The sequence below is a fragment of the Brenneria sp. g21c3 genome (genome assembly GCF_040240345.1).
Classification (GTDB): Bacteria; Pseudomonadota; Gammaproteobacteria; order Enterobacterales; family Enterobacteriaceae; genus Brenneria.
Map to the genome: position 1 here is coordinate 83,637 of NZ_JBEIAB010000014.1, position 16,215 is coordinate 99,851.

At 51.2% G+C, this 16,215-nt stretch carries 17 protein-coding genes; 16 read left to right on the plus strand and 1 reads right to left on the minus strand.

Features of this window, described 5'->3' with window-relative positions:
• The first annotated feature begins 118 nt into the window (after positions 1-118).
• The 5 genes from rnc to acpS all read left to right on the plus strand — a co-directional run bounded on the left by rnc (position 119) and on the right by acpS (position 3,642).
• On the plus strand, positions 119-799 hold the full coding sequence (gene rnc / locus ABRZ28_RS18245; RefSeq protein ID WP_319604311.1) for a ribonuclease III: 681 nt from the start codon (positions 119-121) through the stop codon (positions 797-799).
• Positions 796-1,701, plus strand: coding sequence for a GTPase Era (gene era, locus ABRZ28_RS18250; protein WP_319604310.1), 906 nt, complete (start codon positions 796-798; stop codon positions 1,699-1,701). The genes rnc and era overlap by 4 nt, the downstream gene beginning before the upstream one ends.
• An 11-nt stretch (positions 1,702-1,712) precedes the next feature.
• Positions 1,713-2,450 carry a DNA repair protein RecO gene (gene recO, locus ABRZ28_RS18255; RefSeq protein ID WP_319604309.1) on the plus strand — a complete coding sequence of 246 codons (738 nt, stop codon included), beginning with the start codon at positions 1,713-1,715 and terminating at the stop codon, positions 2,448-2,450.
• An 80-nt stretch (positions 2,451-2,530) separates the two neighbouring features.
• The gene (gene pdxJ, locus ABRZ28_RS18260) at positions 2,531-3,262 is read left to right on the plus strand and encodes a pyridoxine 5'-phosphate synthase (RefSeq protein ID WP_319604308.1); all 732 of its coding nucleotides are present in this window, start codon (positions 2,531-2,533) and stop codon (positions 3,260-3,262) included.
• Positions 3,262-3,642 (plus strand): holo-ACP synthase, encoded by a 381-nt coding sequence (acpS, locus tag ABRZ28_RS18265; RefSeq protein WP_319604307.1) that lies wholly within the window; start codon positions 3,262-3,264, stop codon positions 3,640-3,642. The genes pdxJ and acpS overlap by 1 nt, the downstream gene beginning before the upstream one ends.
• Positions 3,643-3,644: 2 nt before the next feature.
• Here the strand turns inward: acpS and ABRZ28_RS18270 are convergent, their stop codons facing one another.
• The gene (locus tag ABRZ28_RS18270; protein WP_330521069.1) at positions 3,645-3,905 is read right to left on the minus strand and encodes a YfhL family 4Fe-4S dicluster ferredoxin; all 261 of its coding nucleotides are present in this window, start codon (positions 3,903-3,905) and stop codon (positions 3,645-3,647) included.
• A 352-nt stretch (positions 3,906-4,257) separates the two neighbouring features.
• Here ABRZ28_RS18270 and pdeH point away from each other — a divergent pair, with 352 nt between their 5' ends.
• The 11 genes from pdeH (at position 4,258) to ABRZ28_RS18325 (ending at position 16,189) form a co-directional block, all read left to right on the plus strand.
• Positions 4,258-5,049, plus strand: a complete 792-nt coding sequence (gene pdeH, locus ABRZ28_RS18275; protein WP_319604305.1) for a cyclic-guanylate-specific phosphodiesterase — start codon at positions 4,258-4,260, stop codon at positions 5,047-5,049.
• 781 nt (positions 5,050-5,830) lie between these two features.
• A complete protein-coding gene (locus tag ABRZ28_RS18280) occupies positions 5,831-7,348 on the plus strand; it encodes a sensor domain-containing protein (RefSeq protein ID WP_330521070.1) in 1,518 nt (505 codons plus the stop codon).
• Between the two features lie 715 nt (positions 7,349-8,063).
• The gene (locus tag ABRZ28_RS18285) at positions 8,064-8,258 is read left to right on the plus strand and encodes a Flp family type IVb pilin (RefSeq protein ID WP_330521071.1); all 195 of its coding nucleotides are present in this window, start codon (positions 8,064-8,066) and stop codon (positions 8,256-8,258) included.
• Between the two features lie 12 nt (positions 8,259-8,270).
• A complete protein-coding gene (locus ABRZ28_RS18290; RefSeq protein WP_330521072.1) occupies positions 8,271-8,798 on the plus strand; it encodes an A24 family peptidase in 528 nt (175 codons plus the stop codon).
• An 82-nt stretch (positions 8,799-8,880) separates the two neighbouring features.
• Positions 8,881-9,810 (plus strand): Flp pilus assembly protein CpaB, encoded by a 930-nt coding sequence (gene cpaB, locus ABRZ28_RS18295; RefSeq protein WP_319604301.1) that lies wholly within the window; start codon positions 8,881-8,883, stop codon positions 9,808-9,810.
• Positions 9,800-11,155 carry a type II and III secretion system protein family protein gene (locus tag ABRZ28_RS18300; protein ID WP_319604299.1) on the plus strand — a complete coding sequence of 452 codons (1,356 nt, stop codon included), beginning with the start codon at positions 9,800-9,802 and terminating at the stop codon, positions 11,153-11,155. The genes cpaB and ABRZ28_RS18300 overlap by 11 nt, the downstream gene beginning before the upstream one ends.
• A gap of 43 nt (positions 11,156-11,198) precedes the next feature.
• On the plus strand, positions 11,199-11,612 hold the full coding sequence (locus ABRZ28_RS18305; protein ID WP_319604298.1) for a CpaD family pilus assembly lipoprotein: 414 nt from the start codon (positions 11,199-11,201) through the stop codon (positions 11,610-11,612).
• A gap of 15 nt (positions 11,613-11,627) precedes the next feature.
• The gene (locus ABRZ28_RS18310; RefSeq protein ID WP_330521074.1) at positions 11,628-12,836 is read left to right on the plus strand and encodes a CpaE/TadZ family protein; all 1,209 of its coding nucleotides are present in this window, start codon (positions 11,628-11,630) and stop codon (positions 12,834-12,836) included.
• Positions 12,833-14,269, plus strand: coding sequence for a TadA family conjugal transfer-associated ATPase (locus tag ABRZ28_RS18315; RefSeq protein ID WP_330521075.1), 1,437 nt, complete (start codon positions 12,833-12,835; stop codon positions 14,267-14,269). The genes ABRZ28_RS18310 and ABRZ28_RS18315 overlap by 4 nt, the downstream gene beginning before the upstream one ends.
• Positions 14,266-15,249, plus strand: coding sequence for a type II secretion system F family protein (locus ABRZ28_RS18320; protein ID WP_330521076.1), 984 nt, complete (start codon positions 14,266-14,268; stop codon positions 15,247-15,249). Before ABRZ28_RS18315 ends, ABRZ28_RS18320 begins: the two co-directional genes overlap by 4 nt.
• Position 15,250: 1 nt before the next feature.
• The gene (locus ABRZ28_RS18325) at positions 15,251-16,189 is read left to right on the plus strand and encodes a type II secretion system F family protein (protein WP_330521077.1); all 939 of its coding nucleotides are present in this window, start codon (positions 15,251-15,253) and stop codon (positions 16,187-16,189) included.
• The last annotated feature ends 26 nt before the right edge of the window (positions 16,190-16,215 follow it).

A 16,215-nucleotide genomic window follows, 5' to 3' on the forward strand; every position in this document is an offset into this window, starting at 1 on the left:
TGAACGTTGGCTCCCGGTCGGGAGCCTATGCAAACGAAACAGTTTTGGCTGGTCCTAGCCAAGCAGGGCTGTTCCGTGTGCTGTTGTTTTTGACGCATTGTTGATCTATTGGTAACGCATGAATCCCATCCTAATAAACCGTTTACAAAGAAAGCTGGGCTATACTTTTCAGCAGTACGAACTTTTGTTGCAAGCCCTGACACATCGGAGTGCCAGCAGTAAGCACAACGAGCGACTTGAATTTCTGGGCGATTCCATCCTGAGTTTTGTTATCGCGAATGCGCTGTATCATCGTTTCCCCAAGGTTGACGAAGGGGATATGAGCCGGATGCGGGCTACCCTGGTGCGCGGTAATACGCTGGCGGAAATTGCGCGAGAATTTGAATTGGGCGAATGCTTGCGTCTGGGCCCCGGAGAGTTGAAGAGTGGCGGTTTCCGCCGCGATTCCATTCTGGCGGATACGGTGGAAGCGTTGATCGGCGGCATTTTTCTCGACAGCGATATTCAGACCATTGAGCGCTTGATTCTGAACTGGTATCAAAGCCGTCTGGATGAGATCAGTCCTGGCGATAAGCAAAAAGATCCTAAAACGCGGTTACAGGAATTTTTGCAAGGGCGTCATTTGCCGCTGCCGACCTATCTGGTTGTTCAGGTGCGAGGTGAAGCTCACGATCAAGAGTTTACTATTCACTGTCAGGTGAGTGGTTTTAGTGAATCGGTCGTAGGCACCGGTTCGAGCCGCCGGAAGGCTGAGCAGGCTGCGGCAGAACAAGCGTTGAAAAAACTGGAGCTTGAATGAGCGAAGAACAGACATACTGCGGTTTTGTCGCAATTGTCGGCCGGCCTAATGTGGGGAAGTCCACATTATTGAATCAGCTGCTGGGGCAGAAAATTTCTATTACGTCGCGTAAACCCCAGACGACACGACATCGTATCATGGGGATTCATACCGAAGGGCCTTATCAGGCTATTTATGTGGATACCCCAGGGCTGCATATTGAGGAAAAACGGGCCATCAATCGCCTGATGAACCGTGCGGCCAGCAGTTCTATCGGCGACGTTGAGCTGATCATTTTTGTCGTAGAAGGTACGCACTGGAACGATGACGATGACATGGTTCTGAACAAGCTGCGTGACCAGAAATGCCCGGTTCTTCTGGCGATCAACAAAGTGGATAACGTAACGGATAAAACCAAACTGTTGCCGCATATTCAATTTATCAGCCAACAAATGAACTTCCTGGATGTAGTGCCGATTTCCGCTGAAAAAGGGACCAATGTCGATACGGTGGCCAGCATTGTACGCAAACATCTGCCGCAGGCTGTACATCATTTCCCGGAAGATTATATAACCGATCGTTCCCAGCGCTTTATGGCTTCGGAAATTATTCGCGAAAAACTGATGCGTTTTTTGGGGGAAGAGCTGCCCTATTCGGTGACGGTGGAAATTGAGCGTTTCGTAACCAATGAGCGCGGCGGTTATGACATCAACGGTCTGATTCTTGTCGAGCGCGAAGGCCAGAAGAAAATGGTGATCGGGAATAAAGGCTCCAAGATCAAGACCATCGGCATTGAAGCGCGTCAGGACATGGAAGAGATGTTTGAGGCCAAAGTTCACCTCGAATTATGGGTAAAAGTAAAATCAGGTTGGGCAGACGACGAGCGTGCTCTGCGCAGCCTGGGTTACAGTGAAGACTTGTAAGGTCCGCGCCGATGGAAGGCTGGCAGCGCGCATTTGTCTTACATGGGCGACCTTATAGCGAAACCAGTTTATTACTGGATCTATTCAGTGAAAGCGACGGCCGGGTTCGCGTTCTGGCTAAAGGCGCCCGCGCCCGTCGCTCCAGTCTGAAAGGCAGCTTACAACCCTTCACTCCGCTACTGGCGCGCTGGAGCGGTCGGGGCGAAGTGAAAACCTTACGTAATGCCGAGCCGGTTTCTCTGGCGCTTCCGCTTTCCGGCATCATGCTCTACAGCGGCTTATATGTGAATGAGTTGCTTATTCGCGTTCTTGAGCATGAAACCAGCTATTCCGCTCTCTTTTTTGATTATCTCGATTGTTTACAGCAGCTTGCTTCTCAACATGCGTCTCCCGAACCGGCGCTGCGTCGTTTCGAGTTGGCCTTGCTGGGGAATCTGGGATATGGCGTGGATTTTCTGCACTGTGCGGGAAGCGGCGAGCCGGTCGCGGATACCATGACCTACCGATATCGTGAAGAGAAAGGATTTATCGCCAGCCTGGTCGTCGATAACGCTAGTTTTACCGGACGTGAATTGCGTGCGCTTGCGTCACGCGAGTTTCCCGATTCGGCGACGTTACGGGCGGCCAAGCGGTTTACGCGTATTGCGCTAAAACCTTACCTCGGTGGTAAACCGCTGAAAAGTCGTGAACTGTTTCGCCAGTTTTTACCCAATCTTAATTTATCCAAAACGCCTTCTTCTGATAAATAATCCAGCTTCTCTTATACCCAGAAACGCGGACATCGGTGTAAACTGCCTCGTATTACGCATTATTTTATCGAGGATTTACCATGTCAGAACTGTTGTTGGGCGTTAATATTGATCACATCGCAACCCTTCGTAATGCCCGAGGCACAGCCTATCCCGATCCGGTACAGGCTGCGTTCTTAGCCGAACAGGCGGGCGCGGATGGGATCACGGTTCACCTGCGTGAAGACCGACGCCATATCACCGACCGTGACGTCCGTATCCTGAGAAAAACCATTCAAACGCGAATGAATCTGGAAATGGCCGTGACTGACGAAATGGTCGGCATCGCCTGTGAGTTGCAGCCCCATTTTTGCTGTCTGGTGCCTGAAAAACGTCAGGAGGTGACAACCGAAGGGGGATTGGATGTCGCAGGCCAGCAGGAAAAGATGAACGCCGCCGTCGCCAGATTGAGTCAGGCGGGGATCCAGGTTTCCTTGTTTATTGATGCGGATAAAAAACAGATCGATGCGGCTATCGCGAGCGGCGCGCCCTATATTGAAATTCATACCGGCGCCTATGCCGATGCCGCTGACGATCGGACCCGGCAATATGAATTTGACCGTATCCGCGAAGCCGCCGCCTATGCGACCGAAAAAGGATTGAAAGTGAACGCGGGCCACGGGTTGACATACCATAATGTACAACCCATCGCGGCGTTGCCGGAAATGCACGAGCTGAATATCGGCCACTCAATCATCGGACGTGCGGTTATGAGCGGATTGAGCGATGCGGTGGCCGAAATGAAAGCGCTGATGCGGGAAGCCCGTCGTTAATGGCGATCCTCGGCCTTGGGACGGATATTGTCGAGATTGCCCGTATCGAATCGGTGATTGAGCGCTCGGGCGAGCGTCTGGCTCGTCGTATCCTGACTGAAAATGAATGGGCGCAATACCAGCAGCACCAACAGCCAGTCCGTTTTCTTGCTAAGCGTTTCGCCGTAAAAGAGGCAGCGGCGAAGGCTTTTGGTACAGGCATTCGCAATGGACTGGCTTTTGCTCAGTTTGAGGTTTTTAACGATGAACTGGGGAAACCCAGTCTGCGTTTTTTTGCTAAAGCATCCGAGTTGGCAACCCATCTGGGCGTAAAACATGTGCATGTGACATTAGCTGATGAGCGACGTTACGCTTGTGCAACGGTTATCATCGAAAGTTAAGCTCAGAGCTTGTCTGCATGGTGCATGAGCACATACTTTTCCCACAACTGTTCAGCGCCTTCCTGATGTTCGGGATCCTTGATGATGGTATTGTCGATGGGGCAAACTTTCTGACAGGTTGGTGTGTCGTAATGTCCGACACATTCCGTGCATCGGGTTGCATCAATTTCGTAAATGCCCATTCCCATTGATATCGCCTGGTTTGGGCATTCCGGTTCACACATATCGCAATTGATACATTTATGGGTGATGAGTAACGCCATGATAATCTTCTACCTTACAAACAGGGCGCAGATTATACCTGCTGAAAGCCGTTAAAACACGCGCTACCGTTCTTGATGTGCGAAGTTACGGGGTAAAATCATTATCTGTTCGTTAAATTGCTGCTGGATTTATCCGTTAGGCTATACGAATCAACTGATATAAGTGTGATTATTAGGTTTTAATTTGTTGATTTAAAAATCAAATTAAGTTAATTATGATATTGATCCTCCTGTGTTTTCAGCTTTCATGTGGGGCAGGTTTTCTGTATCGTCAATAAAGTTTACGACCGGAGAGTCGATAACGATATAACCTGTATAGCGTAGTTTTTTTATAATTAACAATGTCAGTCTAATGGCGGAACGCATAGTGCAGCAGGAAGGGAATGTTAATCAGTTTAAGCTATTGCTGCCTCAGCAAGGGGACGTTGAGTCATTGGGTTCCGATTACTGGAATCAATGCCTGCGGCGGTATACTTTTCAGCCAATTTACCGCACATCAGGTAAGCTTATGGCTATTGAATTGTTAACCTCCGTTTTTTCTCCGACTTTGCCGCAAACCTTTATCTCTCCCGAAACATACTTTGCCAATATCAATGTGGAAGAACGCTTACAGATTATTGTCGAACAGCTACAGTTGCTATCGAATTGGCACTTGCGTTTTACCCGTGACGATCTACTGGCGTCGGTCAACATTGATGGCATGACGTTGCTTGCTTTACAGAAGAGCCATGAAGCTAAACGTCTTGTTGCCGCCATGCCCTGGCTCCGCTTTGAAATGGTGGAAAATCAGGGCGGACTGCCGAAAGAAGCATTAACCAAACTTCCGGAAGTACAAACGTTATGGTTGGATGACTTTGGCTGCGGGGTGGCGAACTTTTCATCATTAATGTTGGCGCAATATGATTGCATCAAAGTTGCCCGTGAACTTTTTATCCTGCTACAGCAAAGTGGAGAAGGTCGTGAGGTTTTTCCCGCGCTAATCTCTTTACTCGCTCGATTTTGCAACTATGTGGTTATCGAAGGTATTGAAACCCAGGAAGAGTGGACCATTGTTAAAGCCTCGCAGGCCGATGCCGCACAAGGGTATTATCTGTCGCGTCCACAACCATTCGATAACTTTGAGGCGCTAAAAACAGAGTTCTGAATAATGAACATTTAATTTAGTGATCTGCCTGCAACACCACTATTTCCTCTGCATTTGTATCCCTCTTTTATTTTCCTCCCTGTCTGGTATTAATTTTCGCCAATTGCATAAATGGTCTATGTTTAACAATAAATTATACTTATGAATATAAATGATAAGTTATCTCGTCGATGTTCTTTTTATAATTATTTTATCTTGATTTTTTGTTATTTAACGTGATTTATGTTGTTAACTGGCTGGATACATGGTTTTAATGACTGGTTACAGGGGAAGAGATAACGAGGTCAGGACACCAGTCAGTAGACTTTTTTATTAACTTAATTAATTGATTTTTAATGATAAAAAAATCAATGTTTGTTATGAACGATCAAAAACGGCTTTATGATAGATTTTTTTTATTAAAACGATGAAATTTATTGGTATAAATGATTTGCTTACAAAGGCGGGATAGTCAAAATGTACTATCAGGTAGATCATGACATATTTTTAAATCCCATTAGAGAAACTTATAACGCAAGCATTACTAATATTAAATTTAAACATTTTTTGGGATTTTTTTTCTTATCTGCACACAGTGAAATGCGGGGTTTTTATGTTGATGTTTCCATGCTTCTGAGTCCTCCAGTCATCTGGAGATTTTTTTCTTTTATCCTTTCCGCTCTCTGGAAATGTGCCAGTTATCCTGCAAAACGACGGGGAAAGGGGCTATTGCCGGGATTTTTCGTCGTCTGTGCCGTGAGTTGCACGATCAGGACCTCTCGGACCTGAGGAGAGTGTTATTGTGTCTGAAATTATAATAATAACCATATTATCAGCACTCCTACTGCTGTCTGTTGTAAAGAATAGAAAGCTTAAACAAAAGTTGAATGCAGAGCAGAAAAGACAAGATTTTGTCAATATGATGTTCTTTGCAACGGAATATAGCCCAGCTTCTATTGTAATCGCGAATGAAAATTGTGAGATCGTTTACGTAAATCGTCAGTTTGTGAGTATGTCCGGCTATATGCCCGACGAGGTTATTGGCAAAAAACCGAATATATTAAGCTCAGGAATGACTAACGCGGCTGTTTATGAAGATCTTTGGTCTACCTTAAATAAAGGTGAAATATGGAGCGGCGAGTTTATAAACCGCCGCAAAGATGGACAGCTGTATTGGGAGAAGGCCAATATCGCAAAGATATACAATAAAACCAATAATTGTACGCAATATGTCGGCGTTAAGCTGGATATCACGGAGAGAAAAATACAGGAACATCACGATAACTCCTATAATCGGGCTCTGGAGCTTTTATCAAGCGGAGCGCCGTTAAAAGATATTCTTGATGCGATTATCTTCAGCATAGAAGAGAAAAATCCCGGCCGGATTGTCTGTTCGGTGTTGCTGGTGGATAAAGAAAAAAAATGCCTGATTCTGGGGTCGGCGCCCAGTTTGCCCGGCTTTTATAAAAATGCGATTCATAACGTCAAGATTGCCAATGGCGTGGCTTCGTTCGGTACCGCCGCTTATCGCGGAAAACGCGTGATAACAGATGATATCTCTGTTCATCCGGACTGGTCTCTGCATAAAGGTCTGGCGCTTTATGCGGGTTTGCGCTCGTGCTGGTCTGAACCGGTTTACGGGCAGAATAAAGAAGTATTAGGCGTACTGAGCGTTTATCACCGAAAAGTCTATGTCCCTAATGATGAAGAGATTTTTTCCATAGAGAAGTCGGCCCAATTAATATCCATCGCGATAGAGCGATACCGTGCCATTGATATGTTGCGGCGCAGTGAAGAACACTATCGCCAGTTGGCGCATTATGACTCATTAACGTCATTGGCAAATGGCTTAACCTTTGCCGAACAAATGGAACAGGCGATTTTGTTGTCTAAGCAAACAGGCAGAAAAATTGCGTTGATGTTCCTCGATCTTAATAAATTCAAACAGATAAATGACTCGTTTGGTCATGCCGTCGGCGATCTGTTACTAAAAGAAGCAGCGGCGCGTATGCGCACCGCCGTCAGAGAATCCGATACGGTATATCGGCGCAGCGGCGATGAATTTATTATTTTATTGCAAGGTATCAAAGAGGTGGACAACACCCTGTACGTTGCTGAAAAAATTCATCATGCATTAAATGAACCTTTTGATATCGAAGGGAAAAAAATGGATATCTCCTGTAGCATCGGGATTGCGCTTTACCCTGAGCACGGCACAGACTCCCTGACATTAGCCATTAATGCTGATTCTGCAATGTATCAGGCGAAAGCAATGGGGGCCGGTCAGACGCAAATTTATCATGATTTAAGTAATCATTAATAATGCAATAATTGCAATTAAAAGTATTGGTTTTAAATTAATATCTTTCTCTATGCGTTACCCTGATATTCATTGCCGATGACGTTGCCGATTTCGTCATCAGTGATAATTAGTTTAAGAACCCGGCTGGTAAAAGGCCGGTTTTCCACTCCATAAAATTGTTAATGTGTTTTTTAACTTAATGGTTTTCGTCATTTTGTCATCATCGTCGCAAAGACAACATTGTTGACCGGAATAGAGAAATTACCATTGGCGAAAGGAACTAATTGCAATAATTTTTCACTATATCTAGGGCAGGGTAAGACTCTTGTCATTATCCGCGTATAGAGTCAGGTATAAGGAGGATACTTTTTTCTCATTGACGCTAAAATAGTTGTGTTTATTAATAATTATTAAACAATGCTAATGTAACGTTTGCATGTAAGTTATTGTGCTAATAGCACAATTATTGAATTGTTTCTTGCATTTTTTTGTGATGTTCATCAAATTTTAATAAAAACTTAACTCAAATTTATTGAGATAAGCCCTGAATTTGGATTAGGATTCGTTTTGTCTTTTTGGGGTAACATAAGGAAATTTTCATTATTACCCTTGGGCATTAAGTATAAGCAAATAATCTTACCTGGCGCTCTGTTGAGTTATTTTACCCGGCGGGCGCGGGTTGATTGTGCGCGGATGTTGTTTAACTAATATTAATTTTTTAAGGAATGAAAAAATGGTACGTAAATTATTTAAGTCATTAAAGAAGGATGAGCGCGGCGTATCGGCTCTGGAATATGCCATTCTGGCTGGGGTGATTGTGGTGGTAGTGGCTACAGGTGTAACTCAATTTAGCGGGAAGATTGAAACACTTTTCAAAAGTGCTAATACATCTATTCAAAAGGCCGTGGATGCTACGCCTAAAGGCTAACGTTTTTTATAAATGCTTTTTTTAAAGCTAATTATCACCGCGTTATTAATAGCCCTGTTTGGGCTATTAATACGCGCCGATTTGACCCAACGACGTTTGCCTAACCGCTGGATTGGTTATTACGCGCTGTTGTTTCCCGTTTATGCCTGGAGTCAGGAAATAAGTTGGATTCAGTTTGCGATGCACGGTTTAGTCGCCGTCGTGGTTTTTCTGCTGCTGCTGTTGCCGTTTGTACGCGGCGGCATCGGCGGCGGCGATGTCAAATTGGGCGTGGCGGTAATGTTATGGGCGGGGCCGCAGTCGGCGGCCGCCGTTTTGGTAGCGATCGGTCTGGTCGGCGCGCTGTTGGGCATTGCCGGGTGGCTGGCGGACCTGCTGGCGGATAGAAAGCCGCAGGTGGCGTCGGAGACGCCGGCAAGAGAATCATTGCCGTCGTTTGGCCATATTCTGTCGGCGCGGCGCGGGGTGCCTTACGGCGTCGCACTGGTGGCCGGAGGGATAACGGCGTTAATCAGCCAGGGATGGGGTCTGTTGCCTTAATCCATCATCCATCCGACCCTCGATTTTTAACGACAGGTCGCTTTTTCAGCCATCTGATCATCAAGCCGGGAGTGGCCTGTTGATGTCTTCAGTATTGAAATTTTCCTTGATCCTGCTTGCGGCGGCAATGCTGGCCGCGGTTGCCCGCATCTGGTTTGTCAGCGCCAGCGCGCCGCCGCAAAAACCGGTGCAGGTGCGCGTTGCCGCCGCTGAATTACCGGCCGGACTGTTGCTGCGCGAGGGCGATCTGGGCTGGAAAGCCTATTCCGAGGACCATGTGCCGGAAGGCGCGCTGCGTGAAGGCAGTACCGGCGCCAATCTGAATGGCGCGCTGGTAAGGAAACCATTAAAGGAAGGGGCGTTGATTCTGACCGGTGATGTTATCCGTCCGGATGCCCCCGGTTTTCTGGCTGCGGTATTAAAGCCGGGCATGCGCGCGGTTTCCGTGCCGGTGGATGATGTTTCCGGCAATGCCGGACTGATTCAGCCGGGCGATTTCGTCGATATTATTCTGACCCAGCGTCTTAACCCGCAGGCGGGTAGTCGCGGACGTGATGCGCGCCAGGTCGTCAGTGAAACGGTGGTCGAGCGGGTGCGTATTATTGCCGTGGGTTCGAGTATTCAGCGGCAAACGGAGGATAACGGCAAAGCCAACCGCGCCAGAACCGTTACCGTCGAAGTGGCGCCGCGCGCCGCCGAAGCCGTCACCGTGGCGGCGCAGTTGGGGAATCTATCGATGGCGCTGCGTAGTTTCGCGCTGGACGATCGGGATGCGGTTATCTCAGACAATGTGCAGAGCGCAACCGCCTCGGTCGTGGCGTGGGATAGCGAGCGCGCAAATGAGAGTCGCCCGGTGTGGGGCGGGGATGTTTCCCGCGCATTGGGCGCCGGAGAACATGGGGCGCCAGTATCAGACTCGGAAGGGAAAATCAGTCCGCCTCGATCGCTACGGGTGATCATCATGCGCGGCAGTCAACGACAGGAACAGGAGTTTGTCACTAATGCTCGCTAGAATTTCATGGCATATGTTGGTGCTGGCGTTGGCCGGCTTATTATTGGGCGTTTCCGTCAAGACGCAGGCGATGACGCTATCCGTCGGCGCGGGGGAGTTGATTAACATATCCGACGATATGGCGTCGGTATTCGTGGCCGATCCGGAAATCGCCGATGTTCAGTCGCCGACGCCGGGTTCGGTGCTGGTGTTGGGCAAACGGGTGGGTACCACATCGCTGTACATACTGGATAATGCCGGCAAGCAACTGGCTCGACGTACCATTGTGGTGAGACATAATCTGTCCGAAGTGCAAACGACATTACGCCAGCGCTTTCCGAAACTGCGTCTGACGCTGACGTCGTCGCCAGGTTCGATCATGGTGGCCGGCCAGGTGCCTAACGCCGAAACGGCCGAGGCGATTGCCCGTACCATTCGACCCTATCTCGGTGAGAAAGATGAATTGCTCAGCTCGTTGGCGATCGCCAGTCCGGTTCAGGTGCATCTGCGGGTACGGGTCACCGAGGTGTCGCGTTCGGTCACGCAGCAACTGGGCGTGAACTGGGAAGTGCTCTCCAGTCCGGGAAACTTTCTGCTTGGATTGGGAGGATTGCGGGATTTTGCTTCAACCGATGCCATCAGCGGGGTGACGACCTATACCGGGGCATCAGGCAACTATGGCGTCGTCGGCGGGTTCAAGTCGGGCAGTACCTCGATTGAAACCATGATCGACGCGTTGGATCAAGAGGGGCTGATCAGCATTCTGGCCGAGCCCAATCTCACCGCCATCTCCGGTCAGACCGCCAGTTTTCTGGCCGGCGGAGAATTTCCGGTGCCGGTCCGACAGGAGTCGGACACCACTACCGTCGAGTTCAAACCGTTTGGCGTCGCGCTTGATTTTACCCCAACCGTCTTGTCGGACGATCGCATCAGTCTCAAGGTTCGTCCCGAAATCAGCGAGATCGACTCCAATAGCAGCATTGTAGTGGATGGGCTGAGCGTGCCCGGTATTTCCGTCCGGCGGGTGGAAACCACGGTAGAGCTGGCCAGCGGGCAGAGCTTCGCCATCGGCGGGTTGTTGCAGAACAACGTCAGAGATGTGCTTTCCAAAATCCCCGGTCTGGGCTCCATTCCGGTGTTGGGCAAGCTGTTCTCTTCTTCCAATTATCAAAACAACAAGAGTGAGTTGGTCGTTATTGTGACGCCGTATCTGGTGCGTCCGACCGCCGCCAACCAACTGGCGACGCCGTTGGACAGCATGAGAGCGAATTCAGACATCGAATATATTCTGAATAAAAAGAGCGGCGTCGACCCCTTGCAGAATAAGGTTCCCCGTTTAGCGGGATCGGCCGGTTTTGTGTATTAAAAACTCACTGTCGAGGAAGTTCGTCCATAGCAAAGGGAGTGTGATGATGGTTATGTTTACCGGGCTGCGTCGGTATCTCGTTTTACTGTTTATCGGCGGGGCGATAGGTCTGCTCACCGGCTGTAGCTCATGGCAACGTGATGACGACGGCATGCCGGATGTGTCCTCTATCAAGCTGCAACAGAGAGGGAAGTCGTGGGTGGCGGTTCCGCCTGATTGCCGGAGCATGCTGCAACCTAAGCGTGACTGGCGGGATGACGATCGCTGGCGGATTGCCTTCGGCTGCGCGACTTACACCAATCTTGCGGCCAGCCTGGCCCGTCCGCAGGATCTGACGTCGCCGCGGCGGTACAGCGGTATGCAGGCGGATGCGGCGTCGCTGGCGGTAACGCGCTATCGCGAAAATAAAGTTGAACCACTGCGGGAAACCGAGTCCACGGCGGATATTAGCGATTAAAACGGATACGGATATATGAGTGTACTGGGTGATAAAGAGCGCAGTGAGCTGCGTATGGTGAGCTTTGCGGCCTTTGTGCTGGATACGGACAGTAAAGATGAACTGACTCGTTTTCTCAAAACCAGTACGGTGACGGATAGCCGGGTTGAGAGAGGCAATATAGACGAGGCTATCGTCTGGCTGAAGAAAATGGGTCGTTCGCCTCAACGTCTGCTGGTGGATATCTCCGGTTCCAGCGGGCCGTTGGATGAACTGGATCGGTTGGCCAATGCCTGTGAACCCTCAGTACAGGTGTATGTGGTGGGGGAACGCAACGATATCGGCCTCTATCGTAACCTGTTGCAGCGCGGCGTACAGGATTATCTGGTGAAACCGCTGGGGACGGAATTGTTGCGCCGGGTGCTGGAGGACGACGATCGCAATCCGGTGCGGCAGCGGCGGTTGGGCAAATCCATTGCGGTCGTCGGCACGCGCGGCGGCGTGGGCGCGACCAGCGTCGCCGTGCATTTGGCCAGACAATTATCCTCCGGCGGCGCCCATCGGCGGGTGGTTTATATCGACCTCGATTTTTACGGCGGCAATGGCATCAGCATGCTGGGTCTGGCGGGAGGAAATGCGCTGGTTGAGATTCTGGGAAATGTCAGTCGGCTGGATCTTCAGTATCTGGAACGAACGCTCAGCACCACGGACAACCGCTTATACGCGCTGGGCGCCGAACTGGATTACATGGAGCCCTATGAGGCGACGGAAGGGGTTCTGGGGGAATTACTGAAAACGCTGAGCCAGCATTTTCACTATGTCGTTCTGGATGTGCCGCAACGGGGCGGCGCGCTGTCCTCAGAGGCGTTTCACCATGCCAGCCTGGCCTGTATCGTCGCGGAGCAGTCGGTTTATTCGGCCAGAGCCCTGGTCAGACTGGCGCGCCATATCGAAGCGCATCCGAATCCGGCGACGATATACAACATTGTGAACCAGCCGCAACCGCTGAACCGTAACAAAGTCAATCGCGATGATTTTATCAAAGCCGTGGATCTGCCGGTTGCGGTGCAGATCGGCTATGACGCGCAGTCGCTGTCGCTGGCGGAGAATCTGGCGGAGCCGCTGTCGGATCGCGGCGAGTTTGCTCAGGGAATAAAACAGCTTGCCGGCATCCTGACCGGCGAAGCGCCGGGTAAATCCAAAGCGGCATGGTGGTCGCCTCTGAGCCTTAAGAGGTCTTCATGAGTTTTGGCCGTAAACCCGTGGATCACGATGTGTCGCCGCCGGATGAAAGCGTATCGGCAACGAACGTACGCGAGCATGTCAAGCAAGCTAACAAGGCACTGACCGAGCAGGAGGCGCTGTTGGACAAGGAAATGCCGCCGGCGACTTATCGTCTGCCGGGGAATGAGGATACGGTGGTGCGCTCCGTGCATTATGCCCGAATACGGCAGACCGTCTTCGCCACTATCGATGTCTCCAGCGCATTACAGCGTACGCGTGATGAAGTCAGGCTCGACGTGGAAGCGATCATCGCGGAAACGGTGGTCGCGGAAGCGATGGCGATGACGCAAAGCGAACAGAAGCTGATGGGACAGGAGATCCTTAATGATATGTTCGGCGTCGGGCCGATTGAGCCGTTGCTACAGGATGACACCATTTCCGACATCATGGTAAATGGTCCGGATCAAATTTATGTCGAGCGTTTCGGCAAGCTGGAACTGACGCCGCTGAAGTTTCGCGATAACGCGCATGTGGTCAGCGTCGCCCAGCGTATTGCTTCATCGGTGGGTCGGCGAGTGGATGAAAGCAGCCCGATGGTGGATGCCCGTCTGGCTGACGGCAGCCGCGTCAACGTGATTCTACCGCCGCTGGCGATTGACGGCGCGTCGATCTCGATTCGTAAGTTTTCGCGTAAAAACCTGACGTTGCAGCGGCTGGCGGCGAAAGGCAGCCTGTCCCCGGCGATGGCGCGGGTGCTGGAAATCGCGGCGGCCAGTCGGCTGAATATCCTCATTTCCGGCGGCACCGGATCGGGAAAAACCACGCTGCTTAATGCGTTGTCGCGTTTTATCTCGGTTTCCGAACGCATCATTACCGTGGAAGATGCGGCTGAATTGCAGTTGCAGCAGCCGCATGTGTTACGGCTGGAAACGCGGCCGGCCAATCTGGAAGGCGGCGGTAAAATAACGCAGGGAGACCTGGTGCGTAATGCCCTGCGTATGCGGCCGGATAGAATCATTCTGGGGGAAACCCGCGGCGCGGAAGCGCTTGATGTGTTACAGGCGATGAACACCGGCCATGATGGTTCGATGACCACCCTGCATGCCAACAATCCGCGCGATGCCCTGATTCGTCTGGAAAGCATGGTATTGATGGCCAACGGCAATCTGCCGCTGTATTCCATTCGTCGCCAGATTTCCAGCGCGGTACATATGATCGTGCAGGTTGAGCGTATGCGCGACGGCACACGGCGTATCACCAGTATTACCGAACTGGCGGGCATGGAGGGCGATGTCATCGTGATGCAGGAGTTATTCCGCTTCAACTATGATGCCGGCGCTTACGAAGAAGAAGTCAGGGGAACTTATGATAGCAGCGGCATGCGGCCCATTTTTTCCGAACGCGCCCGCTATTTCGGTATGGAAACCGCACTGCTGGAGGCGATGCACCCATGAGCACGGTTGATGTCGTCACCATAATATGTTTCGCCTTCGCATTGCTGATCGGGCTGGCGATCATCGTATTGATGGATGTATTGCGCCGCCGATCCGCCGTTCGTATCCGCCAGAAATTGAAAGAGATTACCGGGATATCGCGTCACGTATCGCGTAAGAAGATCTTGCAGGATTTGGAACGGGCGCAGACAGAGGCGCGTCGCTATCGGCGGCGTAAGGCGATGGGTACCTTAGGCTACTATTTCAACCGGATCGATACCGTCGGCGGCGCGCAGGGTAGCCGGAAGCTGTTCGGCGCCGCACTGGCGACGCTGTTGTTGATGATGCTGTCGCTATTTCTGGGTTTCATCCCGGTCACATGGTGGAGCATCCCGGTTGCTTTGTTGCTGGCGCCGCTGGCGATCGCCGTTTTTCTTTATCGCAAACTGGTGGAGCGCTTTCAGGTCAATTTCCTTGGCCAGCTATCGGATGCGATGGATTCGATTACCCGCGCCAGTCAGGCCGGGATCCCGGTGGTGCAATCCATTCGCAATGTCGGAGAACGCTTCAACGCGCCGCTTGGGCCGGAGTTTCGCCGCATGGGCGATAGCCTGCTGCTGGGCAACGATATTCAGGAGGTCATGGATGATGCGGTGCTGCGCATTGAACTGCCGGATTTTTCTTTTTTCGCCGTTTGCCTGGCATTACAACGCGACACCGGCGGCTCGCTGGTTGAAGCCCTGGATAACTTATCCGGCATTATTCGCGCCCGGCGCGACCTGCGACTGAAAACCAAAGCCATGACGGCCGAAGGGCGTTTATCCGGCATTATCCTGACCGCGTTGCCTTTCTTTATCGCCGGCGCGCTGTTTGTGCTCAGTCCGGATTACATCAGCGTGTTGTTCGATACGCCTATGGGGCAAAAATTACTGTGGGCGGCAGGGATTATGCTGTCGCTGGGGGTGATCTCGATTCGCAAGATCGCCAGCATGGAGGTTTGACATGATTCTGCTGCAACTAAGCTCCCTGCTGTTCGCCCTGTTGGGCGTAGGGCTGTATTTGTATGCCCGCACCAGTCGTCGCGCCAGACTTACGGAACGCATGCGGGGTGAAATAACACGCAAGAGTGGTCAGCAACTGGCGTCGACGCTGTCAGGACAGCGGCGTCGACTGGCTCAGCGTTTGATGAGCACATTGAACTCGATCGGCAGTTCCGTTCCTCTGTTCAGTATCGCCCAGCGTACGGAAATCGCCGGCAAGCTGGTGTCCGCCGGATTTCGCAACCCGCAGGCGCTGATGGTGATGATTGCGCTGGCTCTGCTGTCAATCGCTGTATTGCTGACACTGGTGGGGGTGTTTATCTGGCCTTTGCTGGCGGGAGAGCGGATTTACGGCGTCCTGCTCTGTCTGGCGGCGGTCTATCTGGGGCTGCTGCTGCCGCGCGTGCTGCTGGACAGAATGGTGGTGCGGCGTCAGCGCATGATTCAGCAAGGGTTGCCGGATGCGCTCGATCTGCTGGTGATTTGCACCAATGCCGGATTGGGACTGAACAGCGCTATACATCGGGTCGCAGTGGAAATCGAAACCGTCTGTCCGGCGTTGGCGGATGAATTACGTTTAACCTCGGCCGAATTGCAGATCAGCAGCGATATCGAAGTCGTACTGAAACGACTGGCGCAACGCACCGGTCTGGAATCGATGAATACCCTGGTGAATACCTTGCTGCAATCCCGCCAGTACGGCACGGCTATCACCCAGGCGTTGCGCATTCTGGCAAAAACCGAACGTACCGCCAGGATGATGAGGCTGGAGGAAGCAGCCGCCAAACTGGCGGTGAAAATCACCCTGCCAATGATGCTGTTTATTCTGCCCACGGTGTTAATTGTGGCGGCGGGGCCGGCGGTACTGGGACTGATCGCTTTTTTTGCTCAGCAACAATAATGAAAAAACAATGGAAAGGGGAAGAC